Source organism: Rhodopirellula sp. SH410 (assembly GCF_055811895.1).
The window spans coordinates 5970487-5992204 of record NZ_CM147949.1; the positions used below are offsets into that span (position 1 = coordinate 5970487).

Consider the following 21718-nt stretch of genomic DNA (forward strand, 5'->3'; position numbering starts at 1 on the left):
AACCATTGAGTGCGCCTGACAGGAACCAATATCGCGGGGCACTTCGAGTGAACGGCGTCTGACACGCTTTAGGATCCTACGGGTCCGCCGAAATGCTCGTAAAAAGCGTAGACAATGCCATTCGTCCCCGTCTCCTCTCTCGCTGCGGGGGCCGTGCAGTTTTTAAGTTGTTTGCCTACGGTCGCTTAGCAATTCCAAAAGACACACGGAGGTCGTCATGAGCCTATCGGATTTGACTCACAAAAAAAGCCGATTCCAATCCTTTCCGATGCCGCCCTCGCATCCGCGAGGGAAAGAAATTGATCTGAAACTCGATGGCGACGACCATGCAAGGATCGTGGTGCGCCAAATCGAGTTACTTGATCGCGAGAAGCTCGATCAGCTCTATGGGCGGCTTCCACGCACAGGGAAGGCGATCTCGTGTTCCTGTTGGGTGATGAATCCATCTCGGTTGACATCGAGTCGCTTCCAGAGCGCCGGGCCACCGCGGAACTCCTCTTTGCTAATGCGTCCGTCGCGATCACGATCCTGGTTCGCGGCGATATTCCGCCACGGGATTCTCGGGCCACGCGGCGGAACGATGGTCGGTTGGGGCGGATCCACCTGTTGGCTGGTCGTGCTTTCAGAAGTGGTCGCGGCCGGTTCGTGGTGTTCGGCAGCGACTTGTTTCAGGTGCTTGTCGAAAAAGTCACGGACCCTTTCACTGACCGCTGGCTCGTTGAACCCTGGGCCACCGTGGCCGGCACCGTCGATGGTGTGGAAATGAACGGGCACATGGGCTTGTTTGAGAGCCTCAAAGAGCAGTTCGCTCTGGTTGATGGGGACCGTACCGTCCTGATTCCCGTGGACAATCAAGAACGGCGGGTCATCGTGGCTGGCATAGGTGATGGGATTCACGCGACGGACTTTGTCGGGATTCTCCAACACCGTACCACCGATCAACTTTGATTCGGGCGATGCAGGGTCGGCATGACGTTCGTAGCGGGGCGTTGTTACAAAGACATTAAAATCGGTGGGTCCGTAGAAATCGCAAACGGCTTGAACGGCACTGGATTGGCCCCGGTTCGCACCCCCGTCAAACTCCTCAACGTCGCCGCTGGTGCCGACGAGTGCGGCGAGGTGCCCACCGGCGGAGCTGCCCCAGACGCCGATTCGATCTCGATCCAGGTTGTACTTGTCGGCGTTTGCCCGGAGCCAGCCAATGGCGGCCTTGCAGTCTTCGATCTGTGCGGGAAACGCGGCTTGGCCGCTGAGCCGATAGCCGATACTCGCGACGGCATATCCATCTTGGGCGTAGCCTGCGCGGAGCGGTGGGCAACCGTCTTTGCTGCCCGCTTGCCAGCCTCCCCCGTGTATCCAAACGAGTACGGGAAGTGGTTCAGACGTCTCGGGCACGTAGAGGTCAAGCCGCTGGCGATCGTCACCGTTTTCGACATATGCCAAATCGCGATGGGCGACCACGCCGTCGAGTAAACGTGATTGGGCCTGGGGGCGTTCGCGTTGGCGGGTCGGAGTTTGGGCGTACGAAGGCAGGACCGTGACCGCCGTCACGGCGACCCACCCGACAAATTGAAGCGTTGATGGAAACGTTCGATTCATGAAGATCTCAGCGGTTCGGGCCAATGTTTCAGTCCGTTGAGTGTAACCCGGCAACTCGCCGGAGGTTTCGCAGCCTATCACTGTGATGGCGCAGGCGGTCCGGAATCCTGGTCAACGGACCAGACGCCTGATGAGGTGGTGCGTGATGAAGCCCCCGAACGTGATTGACTTGATATGGCCCGGCAGGGGACCTACATTTGTGTTTTGACTTTGCGAACCTCGGTCCGTTTCGAAACTTGGGGTCCGACAAAAACATTTCCGGCAGCAGGTTCGCAGGTTCTGACAGGCAACCGTCCCGGAATGGAAGTCGATCCAATTGCGAAATGGAATGTGAAACCGTTATGAGAATTTGTTTGAACAGTCGCAACACATCGACGGGACGGCTCGTTGCGACGAAGCTCGTCCTGCGTGGAATCCAAGTGTGCGTGTTGGCCTGCATCGGTGCGGTCTCGATCCCTGCGGATTGCATGGCGGACGAGTACGACGTTGCGGTTTACGGCGGCACGCCGGGTGGCATTGCCGCGGCCGTCGCGGCTGGCCAGTCGGGGCACTCGGTTATTTTGATTGAACCGACCGAACGGATCGGCGGATTGCTCACCAGTGGTTTGTCGCATACAGACTTTCACTCGCTGGAGAGTCTCAGCGGTGCCTTTCTCGATTTTGGGCAGCGAGTTGAGCAGCACTACGCTGACGAGTACGGAGCGGGCTCACCGCAAGTCGCCGCATCGTTTCACGGAACCTTTGCCGAGCCGAAGGTTAACTGGGCGGTCTATCGAAAGATGCTCGCCGAGCATGAGAACATCCACGTGCGGCGGCAGCTCGTACTCAGCTCTGTCGACGTGCAGGGTACGGATGAGCGTATGCGAATCGTGTCGGCCACTTTCACCGATCCCAACGACGCGAACGTCACCTATGCAGCAAAGGTCTGGATTGACGCCACCTACGAAGGCGACCTGATGGCGGCAAGTGGTGTGGAGTGGACGTCTGGGCGAGAAAGCAGCGCCACGTATGGAGAATCGTTGGCTCCGCCCCAAGCCGACAATCAACTGCAGGCGTACAACTTTCGATTCATCATGACACGCGATCCCGTCAACCGGGTCGTTGTGTCTGCACCGCAGGGATACGACCGGCGTGACTTCGTCCCCGTGTTGGACACGTTGAAATTGGGAGGGGTTCAACGAGTTTTCGACTATCCGAGTCGGTGCATCTTCAAAGCTCATTTGCCGCCATTACCGGGCGACAAGTACGACATCAACGATGTCTCACGCGGACCCGTGCGGTTGTCGCTGCCGGGCGTCAACTCAGAGTGGCCCGACGGTGACGCTGCGACCCGACGGCGCATCTTCGACGAGCAACTCTACGATCAGGTGGGGTTGCTGTACTTCTTGCAGAATGACGAAGCCGTCCCGGCTGAATTGCGAGCCGACGCGGCGCAGTGGGGATGGTGTCGCGATGAGTTCACCGAGACGGATCATCTACCACCCCAGTTGTACGTTCGCGAGGCCAGACGGATGGTCGGCGAACACATCTACACGCAAGCCGACAGTGAATTTGCGAAGGGTGATGTCCGCGCGGTCTTGCACACCAACTCGATCGCCATGGCCGACTACGGAAACAACTGTCACGGCACCGCACACGAAGGTCCTCGATTCGGCGGCAAGCACACCGGTGAGTTTTACAATCCGGTCCCGCCCTACCAGATTCCTTATGGTGTCTTGTTGCCGAAGAAGATGAGCAACCTGCTGGTGCCCGTTTCGGCATCGTCATCGCACGTTGGGTTTTGTGCACTGAGGTTGGAACCCGTTTGGACATCACTGGGCCAGGCCGCGGGGCACGCCGCGAGCCTGGCGGTGGAGGGTTCCCAAGCCGTTCAGGATGTCAGCACTGAGTCACTGCAGGGACGACTTCACGCGGATCGCTCGGCGACCATCTATTTCAGCGACATCACTCCCGAATCACCTGATTTTGCAGCCGTCCAGTGGTGGGGAACATTGGGCGGTTTCCACGGTGTGGTACCCGCCTTTTCCCCGCCTCGGCCGCGTGGTGAAACGTTGCACGGTCAGTATTCCAAGGCCGCACCGGGGCACGCGGCCGACTTGAGTCGACCGCTCGATGACGAGCTAGCCCAGCGTTGGCGGCGGCTGGCCCGTGCCCAGGGAATGGACCCATCGAACTTTGCCACCGACAACATCGCGACGCGAGGTGACTTCATCAGGCAAGCGTACCGCACTGGCCACACCCCGCCGCCCAAACCTGCTGCGGATTGAACTGGGGCGGGATACCGCTGCATCGAAACACCGCTTCACGCCCGTGCTCGTAACCTCCGCAAGGACACTGTGGGTGCATGTCGGTAAACCAGGTTCTTGCGGCGTTTGATGAAGTACGCAGCTGCGCATATGGTCGCCAGACGGTAGGATCCACGCTCTGGCGAGCGTAGCTACGTTGGTGGGGGCCGTCGTTCTGGAAAGAATTCGTGCACGCCGTCATCGGCTCCGTTAGACTTTTCTTCCCCGATCGTGTGTTTTTCACAACCCGACATTAGGCCCTGCAAAATGCCCCGATTCTTGATCTTGCTCGCACTTGCGATCATCCTCCCCTCTGCCGTGCAAGCCGAGCTTTCCGTACCGAACGTTTTCAGCGATCACATGGTGCTGCAGCGTGAGCGGGACGCTGCGATTTGGGGCAAGGCGACGCCCGGGGCTGACGTGACGGTCCAATTCAAAGGCAATCGTTCCGCCGTGGAAGCCGGCGACGATGGTCGCTGGCGTGTCGAGGTGGCAACGGGCCAGGCGGACGCAAGGGGCGCGGACCTGACGGTCAAATCTGGCAAAGACAGCATCACGATCCATGACGTGCTCGTCGGCGAGGTCTGGTTCGCATCCGGCCAATCGAACATGGTCTTCAGCATGGATCGTGTGCCAGCGTATGCCGACGTGATCGCCAAGTCAGACCACCCACCAATTCGGATGTTCAACGCACCGAGCGTGACGGCCGTCGAGCCGCAAGACGATATCGCGGGCGCGTGGACCCTGTGCAGTCCCGAATCGGTGCCTGGGTATTCCGCGGTCGCCTTCTTCTTCGCCCGCAAGCTACACACCGAATTGGGTGTTCCGATCGGAGTGATCAAGTCTGCCTGGGGTGGCAAACCGGTTGAAACGTTTACGAGCCGTGAAGCACTCAACACGCTGCCGGGGACGAAGGCTCTCGTTGAGAGTGCCGTTGCAGCCGACACGGCCTATGACGATGCCAAGGCACAGGTGGCCTACCAAGCGCGACTGGATCAATGGAATGCGGCGGCCAAAGAGCAGCGAAAGCTTCCCGCCGATCAACGTAAGAAACTGGCAAGGAAGCCCACCAAGCCCAAACGCCCGCTCGATACCGAGGGCAAACCAGGCGTGCTGTTCAACTCGATGATCCATCCGTTCGTGGGCTACACGATGCGCGGTGCGATCTGGTACCAGGGGGAAGCCAATGCGAAACCGGGGGCGGTACCGTATGACCAGACATTGCCGCTGATGATTCGCGATTGGCGGCAACGGTGGAACGATGATTTCTCGTTCTACTTTGTCCAGCTCGCCAATTTCCGTGCCCCCTCCACGCGGCCGGGCACCCCCGACGCCTGGGCACTGCTGCAAGATCGGATGCGTTTGGTATTGGAGACGACACCGAAAACAGGCATGGCAATCATCAACGATGTCGGTGACGCCAAAGACATCCATCCCAAGAACAAGCAGGCCCCTGGCGAGCGTCTGGCACGCTGGGCACTGGCAAAAGACTACGGTGCCCAGCTGGTTTACTCCGGTCCATTGTTTCGTTCCAGCAGCGTGGAGGGGAACGCCATTCGCGTCACCTTTGATCAAGCCGGTGATGGACTGAAGTCGCGGAACGACAAACCGCTGAAGCGATTTGAAATCGCGGGGCAGGATCGAGTTTGGCATTGGGCGGATGCAAAAATCGATGGCACGAGCAGCGTTGTGGTCAGTAGCGACGAGGTGCCGTCGCCGGTTGCGGTGCGTTACGCGTGGGCCGCCAATCCGGAGGGGGCCAATTTGGTCAACAGTGAAGGCCTCCCCGCCTCGGTCTTCCGCACCGATGACTGGGACGATCTCGAGGTGACCGTGGACGCGAAGTCTGCTGCCCAGCGTTCGCTGCGGAGTGCCTTGGCGAAGCAAATCCAGGAGCTAAAGGCGAAGCAAGAAACGCTCGACCGAGGCGATGACGAATTCAAACAACTCAGCGAAAAACGCAAACAGTTGCTTAGGGAATTCAAGGCGACGGCGCCCAATCAGAACTGAAGCAGAGAAAAAACCACCCCGCCTTGGTGCGAGCCGACACCCGTTTCCTGCGCAATCCGGACGACGTTCGAGTGACCGGCACGGCCGAACCACTCGGTGATCCGCGCATGACCGAAGTGACCTGGGGGGTCGTCTCGGCGATGCCGCGTTTGCTCGGATAGCGGCAAACGCATCTGCTACAATCTCGCGGAGTTCGTATTGCCCATTCGTTCACCGTCCAACGGAGTGTACGGCTGCCAATCTTCGCGCGAGGAATCGTGCGGGCTCTGGAGTCAGGGGCAATCAAGTGAGCACGATATCTCAATAGCAGAAATACCATTTCATGAAACACACCATTCATCTCCTCCTCCTGATCGTTACCCATTCATTGCTGAGCATGGGGGTTGCGACCGCTCAGACGGGCGACTCTCAGACGCCGCAAGCGACACCGTCGGACGACAGTTTTCCAGAACCGTACAACTCTGAACAGGAGCAGACGGAGCCCATGTCGGCCGAGGAAGCGGCAGCAACGGCGGTGCTGCCGCCAGGATTTCGGTGCGAAGTGTTCGCCAGTGAACCGGATGTTCTGCAGCCGATCGCGATGTGCTTTGATGAGCGTGGTCGGGTGTGGGTCGCCGAGTGTTTCACCTACTCAGAGAAGCCTGGTACGTGGGACAATGATTTGCGTGATCGCATCATCATCCTCGAAGATACCGATGGCGACGGGCGTGCGGACAAACGAGATGTGTTCTGGGACAAGGGCGTTCATCTGACGAGTCTGGCGAAAACAGACGGAGGTGTTTACGCATTGTGCCCGCCTCAACTTCTGTTCCTGCCGGATGCCGACGGCGATGATATTCCCGATGGCGAGCCGGAAGTGCTGTTGGATGGGTTTCAAGTGGACTCGATCAGTCACAATGTGGCCAACGGATTAAAAATCGGTCCCGATGGTTGGCTGTACGGTCGACACGGGATCTTGTCCGTGTCGATGGTCGGCATCCCCGGTTCGGCCGAGGGCCAACGCACGGCGGTGAATACGGGAATCTGGAGATACCATCCTGAGACGCAAGAATTTGAAGTGTTTTGCAATGGGGGAACGAATCCATGGGGATTGGATTGGAACGCCGATGGGCAACTGTTCTATACCAACACCGTGATCGGTCACCTGTGGCATGCGATCCCGGGTGCTCACTACGAGCGAATGTTCGGTGCTCACGCGAATCCGCATGCCTATGAGGTGATCGCCCACACCGCGGATCACGTTCACTGGGATACGGGCGAGAAATGGTCTGACATCCGAGCGGGAATGAGCAGCAGTACCTCGGAACTCGGCGGCGGTCATGCGCACATGGGATGCATGATCTACCAGGGCGGTGCATGGCCCGCAGAATACACAGGAAAGCTATTCACGTCGAATTTCCATGGACGCCGCATCAACATGGATATTCTCGAACGTGAGGGCTGCGGCTATGTCGCTCATCACGGTAAGGATTTCATGCTCATGAAGGACCCGTTCTACCGTGGTCTCGATGTACTCGAGGGGCCTGACGGGCAAATGTGGATCAATGATTGGTCGGACACCGGCGAATGTCACGACCAGACGGGACTGCATCGTTCGAGCGGTCGTATCTACCGTGTGGTTTACGAGGGCGAGGATAAGGGCGAGGGCAAGCCCAGTGATGCGAATTGGGTGTCTTCGCGATCACGTCCTGACTTCGGTCCGAACGACGTCGACGCGTTGCTCGCCGACGAGAGTGATGCCCGACGCGCCATGGGTGTTCGCTACTTGTGCGAAGACGCTGCCGAAGATCCCGCAACGATCGAGCGACTGATTCAGATTGTCGATCAGGACGCGTCGGGTTTGGTACGATTGGAGGTCGCCGCGGGACTGCAGCGATTGCCGGTCGACCGCCGATTCGAAGTCGCATTTTCACTGTGTCAACATGATGAAGATGCAGACGATCGCCAGCAACCACTGATGATTTGGTACGGCATCGAAGCAGCCGTGCCCGTCGACACTGCGCAAGCCGTGAGGCTGGCGATCGAGTCGCAACTCCCCACGGTTCGGCGTTTGATCGCCCGCCGGCTGAGCGAATCGATTGACGAAGAGCCCGACGCCATCACTCGTCTGCTGGCTTCCGCTCTTGCGGCTGAGAACAATGCGGTGCGCCTCGATGTTCTGCGGGGACTCGACGAGGGGCTGCGTGGTCGTGCTCGCGCGGCCGCACCATCGAATTGGGACGTTCTCGTTGCGGCCGTCCAACGTGATGGCTCGGCAGACGAGAAAGCACTCGTGCAGGAACTGTCGTTGGTGTTCTTGGACGGCCGAGCTCGGGCAACGGTCGTCGAGTTGGCGTTCGACACCAATGCCGACCCGGCGATGCGCCGTTCCGCACTTGCAAGCTTGATGCGGCAACCGACTGACGATTTGTTGCCGAAGCTGGTAGCGGCCCGAAACGATTGGGTTCTCGCCAGCGATGTGGTTCGGGCGTTGGCGTACTATGACGATCCGAGTGTTCCGGAACACTTGATCAATCGCTGGAAACGAGCCCCAGCAGATCGAACTGCGGCCATTGATTCGTTAGTGGCCAGAAGTTCGCATGCGACCTGTTTGCTCGATGCTCTCGAATCGGGAGTCATTCCAAGTAGCGCGATTTCGCCGTACCAGGCCCGCCAGATTGACAACCTTGATGACGCGCAGCTCAGCGAGCGACTACGCAAACTCTGGGGTGACCTTCGCGAGACGCCCGAGGACAAGAAGCAAGAGTTGGAACGATTGAAAACCGTCTTAACGAAAGAGCGGCTCGACAATGCCAACGTCGTCGCAGGGAAGGCGATGTTTTTGAAGCAGTGCTCGACCTGTCATCAGCTCTACGGTGACGGTCATGCCGTCGGCCCGAACCTGACAGGTAGCGACCGACAGAATCTCGACTATCTGCTGGGCAATATGATCGACCCAAGCTCCGTGGTTGCGGCCGCGTATCGCATGAGTGTCGTTCTGCTCGATGACGGCCGTGTCCTCTCCGGCGTGGTGACCAACGAAACGGAGCGAACGATTGCGATTCAGACACAGCAAAGTGTCGAGAACATCGACAAGGAGTTGATTTTGGAACGCAGGATCTCCGACGTCTCGTTGATGCCAGATGGCGTTCTCTCGCAGTTGACCGACGACGAGACCGCGGATTTGATCGCCTATCTGATGACGCAACGGCCTGTGAAGTCGGAATCGATCACTCCATGAGCACGATCGGATGATCGACGTGCGATTCGTTAACGCGACGATTCCAGTTTGGCGGTTTTGCGGCGGTGCGTGGCGAGGGCGAGAGTGCCTGCGACGATGGCGGCTCCGGGGTACGCCAGACCGGAATAGCGAGAGTGGGTAGGCGCGGTGATGGGTTCCGAGAGGATCGGCTGTTCGTTAGCGATCGCGGCGAGAATGGCGTCGCGGATCTGGGCGGGGTGAGCATTCGCGTCGGCGCCTGCGATCAAGCCGACGGAGCGGTGATGTCCCACGGTGGCGTCGAGAACAATGTCAACGATCGAGGGTGCGAGATTCTCGACGTCATGGGGAAGTTCATGGCCGGCTTGGATGTCGTCAATCAAACCGGTGGTACCGCCGAACCAAGTCGCGATCGCCGAGTCGAGGCGGCCTGGGTCGGTGGCGTTCGTGTCGGCTGCACCGTCACGGCTAACGTCGCGAAGTTGTTCCAGCGATTGGGTATCAATTTCCCAAGGCTCGTCGATCTCCGTTGGCTTCGGAGTGGCGAGGTTGGAACGTAGCAGGGGCAGGTTTTCAATCGTGCCACCGTGCAGTTCGTCATTTTGTTCGTAGACGGCCGAACCGGCTGCGGGTTCGATGCTGCTAACCGATGCGTCGAATGGTTTGGTGTTCGATGACGAGGTGGTGGGTGAGTTGGCTCCGCTCGAGATCACCGCCTCGGTTGCCGTTGGGACGCGATCGGCCTGCGAGATGGCATCGGGGCGAGTTTCGGCTGCGGGTGATTCTGAGGCGACGATGGACGTTGGCGTGTCGGGCGTGCGAGCCGGTGATCCGGAACTGGATGATTCCGTTGGCAGGGAAACGGGACTGAAATTGCTACCGGTGGAGCCGCTCTCGACAAGGCGGGCGGATGGTGGTGGCGTGATGGCGATGGATGGGTTGCCGAGCGGCGGTTGACCATTGGATTGCATGCCCCTGGCGCCACGATCGGTACCGAAAAAACGCGGGGCAGCGGTATGCTCGCTGCTGGACGCGTGGTTGAAGTTGTTGCTGAATTCTCCGACCGCAGAGTGTTCGACGACATTGTTCTGTGTCGCGAATAAGAGGAGGTCGCCGGCCAGCATGCAGCGGGATTCGAGTTGTTCTAGCAATAGGATGCGGGAAGTCTCTTGATCGTTCATGATGCGGTCCTCCGGTGGGTCGCCGTTTGGATAGCGACCGTTTGATAGTTGTCTTCGTGCTTCCTCAGATATTCGCGATAGCGGTTGACTTCGGGAGCGAGTCTGACGGCAGCCGATTGATGTTGGATCGCTTCGTCATAGGCAGCGACGGCAGCGGTTCGGTCGCCGAGTTGTTGGCATAGGAAACCAAGATTATTCAGGACGCCACCGAGCATGCTTTGTGTTTCGGCATCGGTGATAAACCTCGCCGCGAGCGGGCGGCCGTGTCGCAGGGCTTGGTCGAACGCGTTGCAGGCTTCGTTCAATTGGCCCGTCTTGGACAACGACAGTCCAAGATGGTTGAAACTGAGCACGAGGTCACGTTGGTACGTTGGTTGGTCGGGCCAACGTGCGAGCAGTTGTTCACCGATCACGATCGCTTGCCGGAACGTTTCGATGGCCGCTGCGTTTTGCTTGGCTGCCGATTGGGCGGCGCCCAAGGTATTGAGCGTGACGATGGTCTGCGTCGCCAACTTCGCGTTGCCGCGGTCGGCTTCGAGTGCGTCGAGTCGTCCGGCGAGAGCTTGGCGAGCGTATCCCACGGCGCGTTCGGGTGACGTCATCGTCAGCAGACCGCTGAGGTTGGCACGGATGGTGGCCAGTTGAATGGTAGCCGGACGCTCCGCGGCCGGTATGGGAGTATCCGACCGTGGAGCGTTCGGCCACATCGTTAGCAGCTCAATGGCTTCGAGGTAGGCATTTTCCGATTGCTCGATCGCGCCGGTCTCTGCCAACAAGAGGCCGAGGTTGTTCAGTGTCGTGGCCAGGGCGAGTTGGGCATCGCCGGACACTCCGTGGGCGGAGTCCTGACCGAGCGAAGTGCGGCCGGCCACCCTCTTTTGTGTCACGATTGCTCGGGCAAAATAGCGTGCGGCGTCTTCGAGTTTACCGCCACGGGCGAGCGTCTGGGCGAGATTATTTTGGCTGGTCGACCACCCCAAGCGAAGGGCATCGTCACGGGGCGATTCCTTGACGAGTTGCTGGTAGATGGACTCGCTACGACGGAGTGATTCGGTCGCTTTGTCGTTATCGCCGAGTTCGGATTGCAATGACCCTGTCTTTCCAAGCGTGATGGCAAGGTCTGCACGGAGGGTGGGATCGCTTTTGACTTCGGCTGCAAATCGTTCGTAGTAGTCAAGGGTTTCGATCAACAGTTGTCGTCGCACGCCATCGGCCGCTGGAATGCCCGACAAGAGTTCGGCCATTTGCGAACCCAGGCGGTCGATCGCATCGCGAGCGAGTGTTTCGCCGCTGACCGCTTTGGCGGCGTTGGCGTCGGAGACTTGCTTCGCGGCCGCCAATTTCGCTGTGGCAAAGGCCGAACCGACGAAACCGAGTGCTACAATCACCGCCCCGGTCAATACGACACTGCGGTGTCTCGCCGCCAGGCGAGCAACACGATCGCCGATCGACGCGGGCCGTGCGAGGGTGGGTTCGTCCGCCAGCACTCGGCCGAGATCGTCGGCAAATTCGGCTGCCGTTTCATAGCGTCCCTCGCGAGATTTCGCCATGGCTTTGGCAATAACCGTATCGAGATCACGCGGCAGGTCAGGCCGAAGGTTGCGCAGCGGCGTGACGTCACCTTGGTCGATCATTTGAAGGATCGTGGGCGCGTCGTCACCATCATGGGCTGGCCGCAACGTCAGCATTTCATAGAGTGTCGCGGCGAGCGAGTACACGTCGGCGCGGCCGTCGATCAGTGCGGACTGGCCGCGTGCTTGCTCGGGACTCATGTAGCGCATCGTGCCGATGACGTCGCCTGACTGAGTCAACGAAACTTCGGTTTGACAACGGGCGAGACCGAAGTCCGTGATCCAGATTTTGCCAGTTCGATCCAGCATCAGGTTGGACGGTTTGACGTCTCGATGGATGACGCCGTTTTCATGGGCATTGTGCAGCGCTCCTGCGATCTCGATCACCCACTCGATCGTGGTTCGCCATGGTGGCCGGACGCTCCGCGGTCGGTTCTCATCATCAACGATTCCGGCCGCCGATCGTTCCGCGACACACCACTCGTCCATCGACACGCCGTCGATGAATTGCATCGCATAATAGTGAACGCCGCGCTCGCTGCCGACGCTGTGAATGGGGACGATGCTGGGGTGCTGGAGTAGGCCGGCGGCGTGGGCTTCATTCTTGAACCTCGCGATTTGCCGCGAATCCAACAGCGACGCCAATGGCAATAGCTTGATGGCAACTTTGCGATCGAGTGATATTTGGCTGGCTTCATAAACCACGCCCATGCCGCCGCGACCGATTTCCCGGTGGATGGTGAAGTCACCGAGGGTCATCTTCAGGGCGGCTACTGAAGGATCGTGGTGGTCCGCAGGTGGACTTTGGAAACCGACCGAAACCCCATAGAGTGCGTCGAGCTTCTCGAGATAGGTGGTGAACACATCGGCGAGATCAGGGTTGTCGCTATTGATCTGGTCCGCGTCGAGTCGTTGGCCGTTCTCCAAACCGACGAGATACCGATCCAGCAATTCGGTTAATCGAGATTGTTGATCTTCACTCAGTCCGTCGATCAAGGATGGATCCTCCTGACGGAATATCATGCTGGAGTCGTTCAAGGCAACCATCATGTTCTCGATTGTGGCCGACCGCTGCGCGGCAGGACGTAGAATGGAATAGAAATTGTCGTCGTGAGGACCGACCGCGGGGCGTTCGGTCACTATTTGTTTTTAAAACTCTCGAGGGCACGGAGCCACAACATGCGGACGGCACCGCAATTGCGATCCATGCGCAGGGCGATTTCGTCGAACGATAGACCTTGCAGGACTCGCAAGACGATGACTTCGCGGTAATGCGGCTTTAAATCGCTGAGTTGATCCGCCAGTGCAACGGCGCGTTCACGGGCTTGCATGGGAGCACTCGGTGATTGACCGTTTGCCGGCAACATCGCGGCCAAGTTGCACGCGGATTCTTCGAGCCGATTGCTGACGGAGTCCAACGACACCTCACGACGGATGTCTCGCTTCTCGACCTTGACGTGTTTTTTAAAGCTCCGATGCAGCGTGTGAATCAGGATCGTCCGCAACCAGCACAGCAGTTCGCCTTGGCTGGTGCCGCGAAAGTCGCCGAAGTCCTGGTGGGCCGCCAACATCGCTTCTTGGACAATGTCCGATGGATTCAGTCGGCGGCGTAGCCGACGATCGAGCTGGGTACTGGCCAGGATCGTGAGGTAGTTCGCGTACCACTGAAGCAATTGGCCGAGGGCTTCGCGGTCGCCTGCCCGGGCGTGGGCGAGCAGGCCGGCGAAGTCCGCGTTGCGGGCGTCGGAATTCGGGATCGGCGAGTCCGCCGAGTGCGCCGAGTGCGTCGAGTGCGCCGAGTCCGTGGGGGGGGACGAGTCAGTGGCGACCATGGGGAATCCCTTGTGAAAAGTGGTTGCTTACAGGACTGGTTGCGAGTCCGGTCGAAATCCGCCGCGATTTATCGAGAAAAGATGAACCGCAGGCCCATCCGGCCTGTTTCGCCAGCGATCTCGAATCAGGGACGGGTCCATTCCTCTACGTAGAAGGGAACTCTGCCGCCCGTTTTGTCACACTTTTTCGCGAGAAAGTTTCCTACTTGATTCGGTTTTGGCGGGGTTTCCTGCGCTAAACGGAAGGCAGTGCCGATTGTGGCCGAACGCTCCGCGGTCGGAAAACACACTTCGAAGGAGAGCAAAATGAGTATCCAGCAAGACTCCGACCGCGTCGAGGTTGGCCATGTGCTCGATCGCGATGCGGAGATTGACATCTCGTCTCATTCGCTTCCGCACTGGATGCAAGACGGCACGATCACATTCATTACGATGCGCTTGGCGGACTCGATTCCGCGCGATGTCATTTCACGCTGGGATCGTGAAAAACTCGAGTTCCTGGCCAAGAAAGGCATCACGGCGGAGGATTGGACGTTGGGCCGACGTCGTTTGAGCGACAAGGATCGGCTCGCGTTTGACAAGCAGTTTCAGCGGATGAAACAGAACGAGTTGGATTTGTGCCACGGACGATGCCAACTCGAGGATCCAAGGGCGGCAAAGCTCGCTGCGGACTCTTTGTTACACTTTGACAACGATCACTATTTCATGGGCGATTTGGTCATCATGCCGAATCATGTCCATTGTTTGGTTGTGTTCCCAAATGCAAAACGGATGCGAAAGCAATGTTACTCTTGGGCACACTACTCGGCAGTCCAGATCAATCGTCTGTCTGGTGACTCGGGCACGTTATGGCAGGCCGAGTCGTTCGACCATCTGGTACGAAGCGAGAAACAGGTGGAGTACCTCCGTGACTACATCGAGAATAACCCGGCAAGAGCGAATTTAAATTGCGGTCGCTTTCTATACCGACGCTCACAACGGAACTATTGATTGTGGCCGAACGCTCCGCGGTCGGTGCTGCTCATTCCGACCGCGGAGAGTTCGGTTACGTTGGGTTCCGACCGCGGAGCGTTCGGCCACGTTAGATTCCGACCGCGGAGCGTGCGGTTACGTTGTCATAGATTGGCATGTGACGGTAGTAGACTTCCAGGCAGTAGATCGAAAAACACGTTGTGTAGAGCCGGCCGGCGTGGCGGCCCCATGCGTCGCCTTGAGGTGCCCAACTGCCCCGTTCCTTGCCGCGAACCACCTGCCGGGCGGGTAGTTCGACTTTCAGCTTGTCATTCCACTGCGTCCACAGCGGGCCGCCGAAGTGATGCAGAGCCTGCGTGGCATAGTACCAATAGTAAACGTCTGGCTCACGAAAGTTGATTGGGTGATTGGCAGTCAGCGCATTGAGCCCGTGCGACATCGCCGGAACATTGCGACGCCGGCCCATGTATTGACGACATAACAAACCCTCTGCGGTCATCGACGGCGACGGCGCGTCGCCGACCTTGTACGAATAGCCGACGGCGTAGTGATCGCGGTCGTTGTCAGCACTGACCGAGTTCAGGTACGTTTCGACCTTGGGCCAGACATAATGATCGACGTCCAATCCGGCCGCCTCACCGCTTTTGAGCCCGATCACGAACCAGCCGGTTACCGATGTGTCACTGTCGAATCGCGGTTGGTAACGCCACCCACCTTCGGGTGACTGCGCCCGAACGGCAAAGTCCAGTGCGGCTTGCGCGTAGGGTCGAATCCATGAATCGCCCGTCATCGCATACAGTTCGCACAAGGCAATCATCGCTTGCGCCTGTGCGTACATCCGTTCGTGCGGCGCCGCGTCGACGGCCACGAAACCTTGTCGGTCTTGTTGCTTGACCAACCACCGCACGGCTCGCCAAAGCTCCTTTCTATATTCCCCGCCTCGATGCGTGCTGCCCGATCCCATGAACGCCAGCATCGCCATCGCGGTTGCGCCGACACGGTTTTCGTTGCGAGCGCCGTCGAGGTAGGGACCTCGCAGGCTCCAACTACCGTCTTTGAGCTGGTTGTGCTGGAGCCACTCCAGCCCCATCGATACCGCGTCTTCGGTCGCTGCCGTACCACCCGCTTCCCGGAGTAGCCTTTGCTTGATCGCTCCGGTGCGACCACTGAACATATTTTGCACGATGGACTCGGCAGACGGTATCTCGACGCGCCGCTGCCGCGTGTCGAGCGATGGGAGACTCGGAACGACCGAGACCAGTTCCAACTCGGAAGCCATGTCGATCGCATCCAGATCGACTGGGGAATCCATGGACTCCTCGAAAGGCAGCGCGTCGGGGTCGATCGCTTCAATCGAGAACTCTGCCAGTTCGGACGTCGATTCGTCATCGCCCCGTGGAATTGTCAGCACGATGCGGCCGACGACTCCTGAAGCGGTGGAGATCAAAGCCAAGATGAGCAACAGGACCACGTGAATGATCATGCTGACTAACCACGCCGGAGCCTCCTCAATATGCAGTTTGATCGAGTTGAGGTGATAGAATCTCGGCGATGATGTGCCGTCGATTCCTGCCACCACTGAGCTTGCGTTCGACGACCGATGCGAGAACGCTCTGCCAAACGGACGAACCACGGCAGACGGAGAAGAGTGAAGCATCGCAGGTCGATCGATAAGGGGAGGTGACGATAGCCGAACGCTCTGCGGTCGGTGAATAGGGATCCAACCGCGGAGCGTTCGGCTATGTTGATTCAACCGCGGAGCGTTCGGCTATGTTGATCCGACCGCGGAGCGTTCGGTTACGTGGGTTACTCGACGTTGATCGAGGCCAAGGTATACGACTCTGTGTATCGACCTTGCTGACGAAGCCGTGCGGCAATGCGTTCGGCACGAGCGGCGCGTTTGGCTTCGGCACGAGCCAATCGGTAGGGGCGGGCTTGGGCTTCACGCTGCATCATTGCCAAACGTTCCTGTTGAGCGTTCTGGTACATGAGGTTGGAAACCTGTTGCTGTGCCGCCATGACGCGTTGCTGGTACTGCATCGCCATCAAGTTGGTTTGCGGGTACCCACCCGATACGAGCGGGCTTTGCGAATAGGGCGAACTCGACGCGAGTGTCGTGGGACTGCCCGTCGGCATTCCACCACCACGCCCGCTGCACTGGGCTGCTGCATCGCCGCCGATGAGGGCGACCGACAACAAGCCGGCCGCGAGAGCGATGGAATTCTTTGAATGGGACATTTTGTACCTCTGCGTGCTTGGAAGAAAAGAAGGTCGGCGAGCGACCCACCCGGCCGCGTCACCTCACTTCTCTAATAGGGAATGTTTTTTCGAGAGATGTCACAAAAGAACGGAGAGAAAAATGGCGGTCTGAGTTTGTGGTCGAACGCTCTGCGGTCGAAAATTCCGACCGCGGAGCGTTCGGGCACAGGGCAGCCGAACGCGGTGGGTGTCTGATTTCGGATGAGCCCTTATTTCGCGTTCTCAGCGGTGTGCCTTGGTGACTAGGCGATCCTGAAGTCCAACCCGCGGATTCGAGTGCTGCCGTTCGAAATCAGCACATCGAGCGTTTCTCCGGTGTCGGCCAGTTGGACTTGGTAGTCACCGGTCTCTGGGAACGACTGGAACCGGTAGTTGCCTTGCCGATCCGTCACGGTTGTGTCGACGACCTCACCGGAGTCGTTGAGCAGATCGACCGCCACACCTTCGACGCCCTTGGTGGTCGAACGCGCCGGAGTCGATCGTCGAGAGGAACTTGCCGACGACGACTGCGGAGCGGTCGCCACCACTGTTCCGCGAACTTCCGCCTGCATCATGAACACGTTCTCCTGCAAGCCCTCCACATCCGTGTTTCGCTCAATCACGTCGGCGAGGGTGGTGTTGTCGATCGCTCGCAACTCCGAACCTGAAAAGACGTTCTCATAGTAGAACCGATCACCATCTCGCGTCCGCTCGAACTGATCCGCAATAATTGTGCTGGTCAGCTCCCCGACGGATGAATCTCGCAGGTGATCCTCGGCCATCAACCCGACCCATAGGTCGATGTTGTCCACATCGCCGTAGAGCGACTCCAGTTTCCCTTGCAGTTCAACGTCGCTGGTGATCTCATCGAACGACCCGACCGCATCGAGTCCATAGGCGACGCGAGTCGTGTTGTAGTCATTGAGTCCATGATCACGTCCACGCTGGATATTCAACGCGACCAAATCAAACCCGCCTGCCCCGGGAGCACCGAACAGGAAGTTCCGCAGACTATCGACTACCTCCAAGTCGATTTCTTGCGATTGCGAGGAGGCGTCGTACTTCAAGATCGATTCGATCCCGGTTTCTTCGAGCAATGATGAGTTGAAGAATGCGTCCTTCAGTTCGATTTCGTCACGAACGTCTCGCCCATCGTTGTCAAAAAATCCAATGTCGTCGTTCAGGGTGCTATGGCCAAACCGGTACGCAGCGGATGAGAACTCCGTCGCAATGCTTGGGTCCACCGTCGAGTCATAACCCTCGTAGCTGTCGATTGCTCGATCGCCCAACAATGCCGGCAGGTACTCGTTGTACGTGATCGCTTGGATCTCGCCGATCACGATCGCTCGAGCTTGTTGGTAGATGTCTTCATCGCTCGCGTCCGGATTCGTTGCAGCGATCTCATCGGCCAATCGATTGTGTTCGCGAACGAACAGTGTTTGAATCGAGGTCAACGAGATGTTTTCGCTCGCCCGCACATCCCCGGCGATGACCATGCCTGTCTCGTCGAGCGGTATCAGACCATCGTCTGTGATCACCAATCGTCCGCCCTCGAAGGAGCGGAGACCATCGGCGGTCGCTTGGTCGCTGCCGTAAACCATCGAACCGTCGATGTAAGACGTGATTTCGTTGACCTGCTGAGCGGGATTGTCGACCGATGTTCCCGTGCCTTCGGCGAACGTCGATCGAGTCAGAGGAATCACAGCCTCACCGCTGCCGGTGGGATCGAACAGCGGATCATCGGCAGGGACTTCAATGTCGAACGATTCGCCATCGGCTTGCACTTCCGTCAACCCGAGGTCATGGTCGACGAATTGCCCCCAAACATAGACGAATGCAGACAAACCGCGTTCGCTCTTGACCTCATCGCCCACAACATCTGAGAGAACGTTGCTGATCTCGCGAGTACTCGGGCGATCTGCTCCTGCAGGCGTTGAAATGCCGTCACCATAGTCCGCATCGGCGACGCGGATCAATTCTTGACCGGCGCTACCGAGCAGCGGGTCGTCCAGGTTATTGCCCGTCCCATCGATCGAACGAACTTCATCGGGAAGCGACGCGATGACTTCGGTGTCCTGGTCGGAGTGACCACCGTGCGTCGAGCCGCTATTTCCGAAGTGCTCGAAATCACGGTTGAGTCGATTGATCACTCGCAAAGCATCGAGGGCACTTCGCTGGCCGTCGTTGTTGACGTCGGTGAACATCTCCAAGGCATCGCTGCTGTTTCGATTAATCGCATTGATGATCGTCAACGCGTCGACCGCGGAAACTTGCCCGTCATCGTTCACGTCTTCGGCATCGAAGACATTATGCCGAGCACCAAAATCGCCTGCCAGCAACCGGCGGGTTTCGAGCATTTCACCACGTAGACGACGCCGTGGACGGCCGCGTCTGCGCTGCCGTTTCGATTTGCGCTGCAATCGGCTGCGCAAGTCGTTTTGAAGTTGACGGATGGATTGACGGGAGGCGTCGAAGAAATTGTTCAGCGTCATCGCGAATGCCCTCGCACTGGAGAAGAGAGGAGAAGAGAGGGGGGCGGCTCCGAAGAATCGCCCTCACTTCAGTAGGGAGCTTTCGTGGCGAAAACGTCACGCGGAAGATCGGTCGGGGAAAACTTTCCGCTGCACCTCACGCACCCTGCGGTCGGAGGCACCCTGATCTCGGGCAAACGGATTTTGATACAATCAGGCAGGCGGTGGAGGCAAACCGGCAAGCGTGGCTGGAAACCAACCTCCGCCTCCCTGGCCCAAACGGGCGTCGTTGGGCAGGTCACTGCGGCACCGCTTGCGTAGTTACGCCGCGTTGCTCGATAGCGTGATTCGGCGGTGTGGCTAGAACCCCCCCACGCCGACAACTTCACCGACGGCTTCACCTTGCAGGAGCAGGGGCACTTGCAATGACCCGCGTCCCCCACAACGAAGAAACACCGATGTGTATCAAGAAAAGTATCGCTAGCGTAAACCTGCTGGGCAAAATCTGCGTTCTCGCTTTGGTGGCGGTTTCGCAGGCTCATGCGGCCAAACCCAACATCATCGTGATCTATACCGACGACCAAGGGCATGGTGATGTCAGCGCGTTGAACCCAGACGCAAAATTTCGCACACCGAACATGGACCGTCTTGCGCAGGAGGGAATCGCATTTACCAACGCACACTGTTCCGATTCAGTCTGTACGCCGAGTCGCTATGGATTGCTGACGGGACGCTATTGCTGGCGGACGACTCGTAAGAATGGAGTGATGGGCGCGGAGGGGCCGTGCTTGATCGACGATGATCGCATGACATTGGCGTCTCTCCTGCGAGACCAGGGCTATCACACCGCGATGGTTGGGAAGTGGCACCTGGGGATGGATTTTCCCGGCACCCCATCGGATCGTGATTGGTCAAAAGCCACACAGGACATGCCGCTGGACAAGGGATTCGAATACTTCTACGGCATCCCCGCATCCCTGAACTATGGAATCCTGGCTTGGTTTGAAGGACGCCATGCTGCGGTGCCGCCGACTTTCTACACAAAAAAGAAACCCAATGCCCGGCATGTGGACTATCGAATCATGCCGCCGTATCACAATGCTGCTGAGGCACAGAAAGGCGAGTTTGAGATCGCAGCTGATTTTGTCGACAATCAGTGCTTGAGCCGTTTTACGGACAAGGCGATTGAGTGGATGGAGGGCAAAGTCTCCGACGCCCGGTCGGGAAAGCCATTCTTCCTTTATCTACCCTTCACGTCGCCGCACTATCCGGTCTGTCCACTGCCTGAGTTTGAGGGGCAGGGCGACGCCGGCGCCTATGGCGAGTTCGTGATTGAAACCGACCACCACATCGGGCAGATCCTCGACTTTTTGAAGACGTCCGGTTTAGATGAGAACACAATGGTTGTCTTTGCCAGCGACAATGGGCCTGAGAGATCTTGGGATGGTCGCATCGCGGAATTCGGCCATGACAGCCGTGGTGGCTATCGGGGTGGCAAACGCTCCGTTTACGAAGGCGGCCACCGTGTGCCACTGATCGTACGCTGGCCCAATGGGATCAAACAGCCAGGCCGAGTTTGGGATCAGATTGTTGGACAGACCGATTTGATCTCGACCGTGGCGGACCTGGTCGGCGCGAAACTGCCCAGCAATGCAGGTGAAGACAGCCAAAGTTTCGCTGACATACTGAGTGATCCCCAATCCGATTTCAAGCGACTACCGCTGATCAACCATGGCGAGGATGACGGTCGCTACGCGATCACGGATGGAACTTGGAAACTGATTTTGCCCGGGAAGACGAAACCCGTCGAGCTTTACGATTTGTCCGCAGACCCTGCCGAAACCATGAATTTGGCCGCGGAATTTCCCGATCGGGTTCAACAACTGCAAGACAAAATCACGGACATCGTGGTCAACGGTCGAACGACGCCCGGAGCACCTCAACCCAACGACACAGGCTATTGGAAACAACTCACATGGATGACGGACGATACTTTTGATAAGGGGCCTCGTTGATGCGAGGGACTGCGGGCAATCATTCGAAAGCCCCATGGTTTGAGAAGAACGCCCCCGGCGAGCATGAGCCCACCGAGGACCCGGCCGACCTGGATCCACCCGTCGTCGATCAGGTTGGACCATACCCTGCATCGCTACTGGAATCTCCCCGGCAAAGACCCTCGGACGCTTGAGAAGGGAGGCGGATGTGACGCCAATCGCGACCACGCGATCACAGAGAATGCTCGGCAACCCCAGCGGCAATCTGGTATCCTTTACCGCTCAACAGCGGCGTTGATCTGTGATCAGCGACAGCGAGACAATCGACCCCCGTCGAATTCAACGTAAGGAACGCGGGATCAATAA

At 58.5% G+C, this 21718-nt stretch carries 13 protein-coding genes; 6 read left to right on the forward strand and 7 right to left on the reverse strand.

The window, feature by feature from the left end; translation table 11 throughout:
- Window positions 1-384: 384 nt before the first annotated feature.
- Window positions 385-1599, reverse strand: a complete 1215-nt coding sequence (locus SH410x_RS22040; protein WP_473670784.1) for an alpha/beta hydrolase fold domain-containing protein — start codon at window positions 1597-1599, stop codon at window positions 385-387.
- Window positions 1600-1940: 341 nt separating this feature from the next.
- Between SH410x_RS22040 and SH410x_RS22045 the strand changes: the two genes are divergently transcribed.
- The 4 genes from SH410x_RS22045 to SH410x_RS22060 all read left to right on the forward strand — a co-directional run bounded on the left by SH410x_RS22045 (window position 1941) and on the right by SH410x_RS22060 (window position 9114).
- Window positions 1941-3866, forward strand: coding sequence for an FAD-dependent oxidoreductase (locus SH410x_RS22045; RefSeq protein WP_473670786.1), 1926 nt, complete (start codon window positions 1941-1943; stop codon window positions 3864-3866).
- 285 nt (window positions 3867-4151) lie between these two features.
- On the forward strand, window positions 4152-5894 hold the full coding sequence (locus SH410x_RS22050; RefSeq protein ID WP_473670788.1) for a sialate O-acetylesterase family protein: 1743 nt from the start codon (window positions 4152-4154) through the stop codon (window positions 5892-5894).
- Window positions 5895-5920: 26 nt separating this feature from the next.
- Window positions 5921-6055, forward strand: a complete 135-nt coding sequence (locus SH410x_RS22055; RefSeq protein WP_473670789.1) for a hypothetical protein — start codon at window positions 5921-5923, stop codon at window positions 6053-6055.
- 161 nt (window positions 6056-6216) lie between these two features.
- Window positions 6217-9114, forward strand: a complete 2898-nt coding sequence (locus SH410x_RS22060; protein ID WP_473670791.1) for a PVC-type heme-binding CxxCH protein — start codon at window positions 6217-6219, stop codon at window positions 9112-9114.
- 29 nt (window positions 9115-9143) lie between these two features.
- Here SH410x_RS22060 and SH410x_RS22065 read toward each other — a convergent pair whose 3' ends face one another.
- The 3 genes from SH410x_RS22065 to SH410x_RS22075 are packed head-to-tail and all read right to left on the reverse strand — an operon-like array spanning window position 9144 to window position 13677.
- Window positions 9144-10274 carry a hypothetical protein gene (locus SH410x_RS22065; protein WP_473670793.1) on the reverse strand — a complete coding sequence of 377 codons (1131 nt, stop codon included), beginning with the start codon at window positions 10272-10274 and terminating at the stop codon, window positions 9144-9146.
- Window positions 10271-12985: a serine/threonine protein kinase gene (locus SH410x_RS22070; RefSeq protein ID WP_473670795.1), complete on the reverse strand. Its 2715-nt coding sequence runs from the start codon at window positions 12983-12985 to the stop codon at window positions 10271-10273. Before SH410x_RS22070 ends, SH410x_RS22065 begins: the two co-directional genes overlap by 4 nt.
- Window positions 12985-13677 carry a sigma-70 family RNA polymerase sigma factor gene (locus tag SH410x_RS22075; protein WP_473670797.1) on the reverse strand — a complete coding sequence of 231 codons (693 nt, stop codon included), beginning with the start codon at window positions 13675-13677 and terminating at the stop codon, window positions 12985-12987. The genes SH410x_RS22070 and SH410x_RS22075 overlap by 1 nt, the downstream gene beginning before the upstream one ends.
- Window positions 13678-13983: 306 nt before the next feature.
- On the opposite strand from SH410x_RS22075, the gene SH410x_RS22080 reads away from it, so the two are divergent.
- On the forward strand, window positions 13984-14667 hold the full coding sequence (locus tag SH410x_RS22080; RefSeq protein WP_473670799.1) for a transposase: 684 nt from the start codon (window positions 13984-13986) through the stop codon (window positions 14665-14667).
- A gap of 91 nt (window positions 14668-14758) precedes the next feature.
- Here SH410x_RS22080 and SH410x_RS22085 read toward each other — a convergent pair whose 3' ends face one another.
- The 3 genes from SH410x_RS22085 to SH410x_RS22095 form a co-directional block, all read right to left on the reverse strand.
- On the reverse strand, window positions 14759-16225 hold the full coding sequence (locus tag SH410x_RS22085; RefSeq protein WP_473670800.1) for a prenyltransferase/squalene oxidase repeat-containing protein: 1467 nt from the start codon (window positions 16223-16225) through the stop codon (window positions 14759-14761).
- 230 nt (window positions 16226-16455) lie between these two features.
- Window positions 16456-16887, reverse strand: a complete 432-nt coding sequence (locus SH410x_RS22090) for a hypothetical protein (protein WP_473670802.1) — start codon at window positions 16885-16887, stop codon at window positions 16456-16458.
- A 263-nt stretch (window positions 16888-17150) separates the two neighbouring features.
- Window positions 17151-19379 (reverse strand): peroxidase family protein, encoded by a 2229-nt coding sequence (locus SH410x_RS22095; protein WP_473670804.1) that lies wholly within the window; start codon window positions 19377-19379, stop codon window positions 17151-17153.
- A gap of 437 nt (window positions 19380-19816) precedes the next feature.
- Between SH410x_RS22095 and SH410x_RS22100 the strand changes: the two genes are divergently transcribed.
- Window positions 19817-21373, forward strand: coding sequence for a sulfatase family protein (locus tag SH410x_RS22100; protein ID WP_473670806.1), 1557 nt, complete (start codon window positions 19817-19819; stop codon window positions 21371-21373).
- Window positions 21374-21718: the final 345 nt, after the last annotated feature.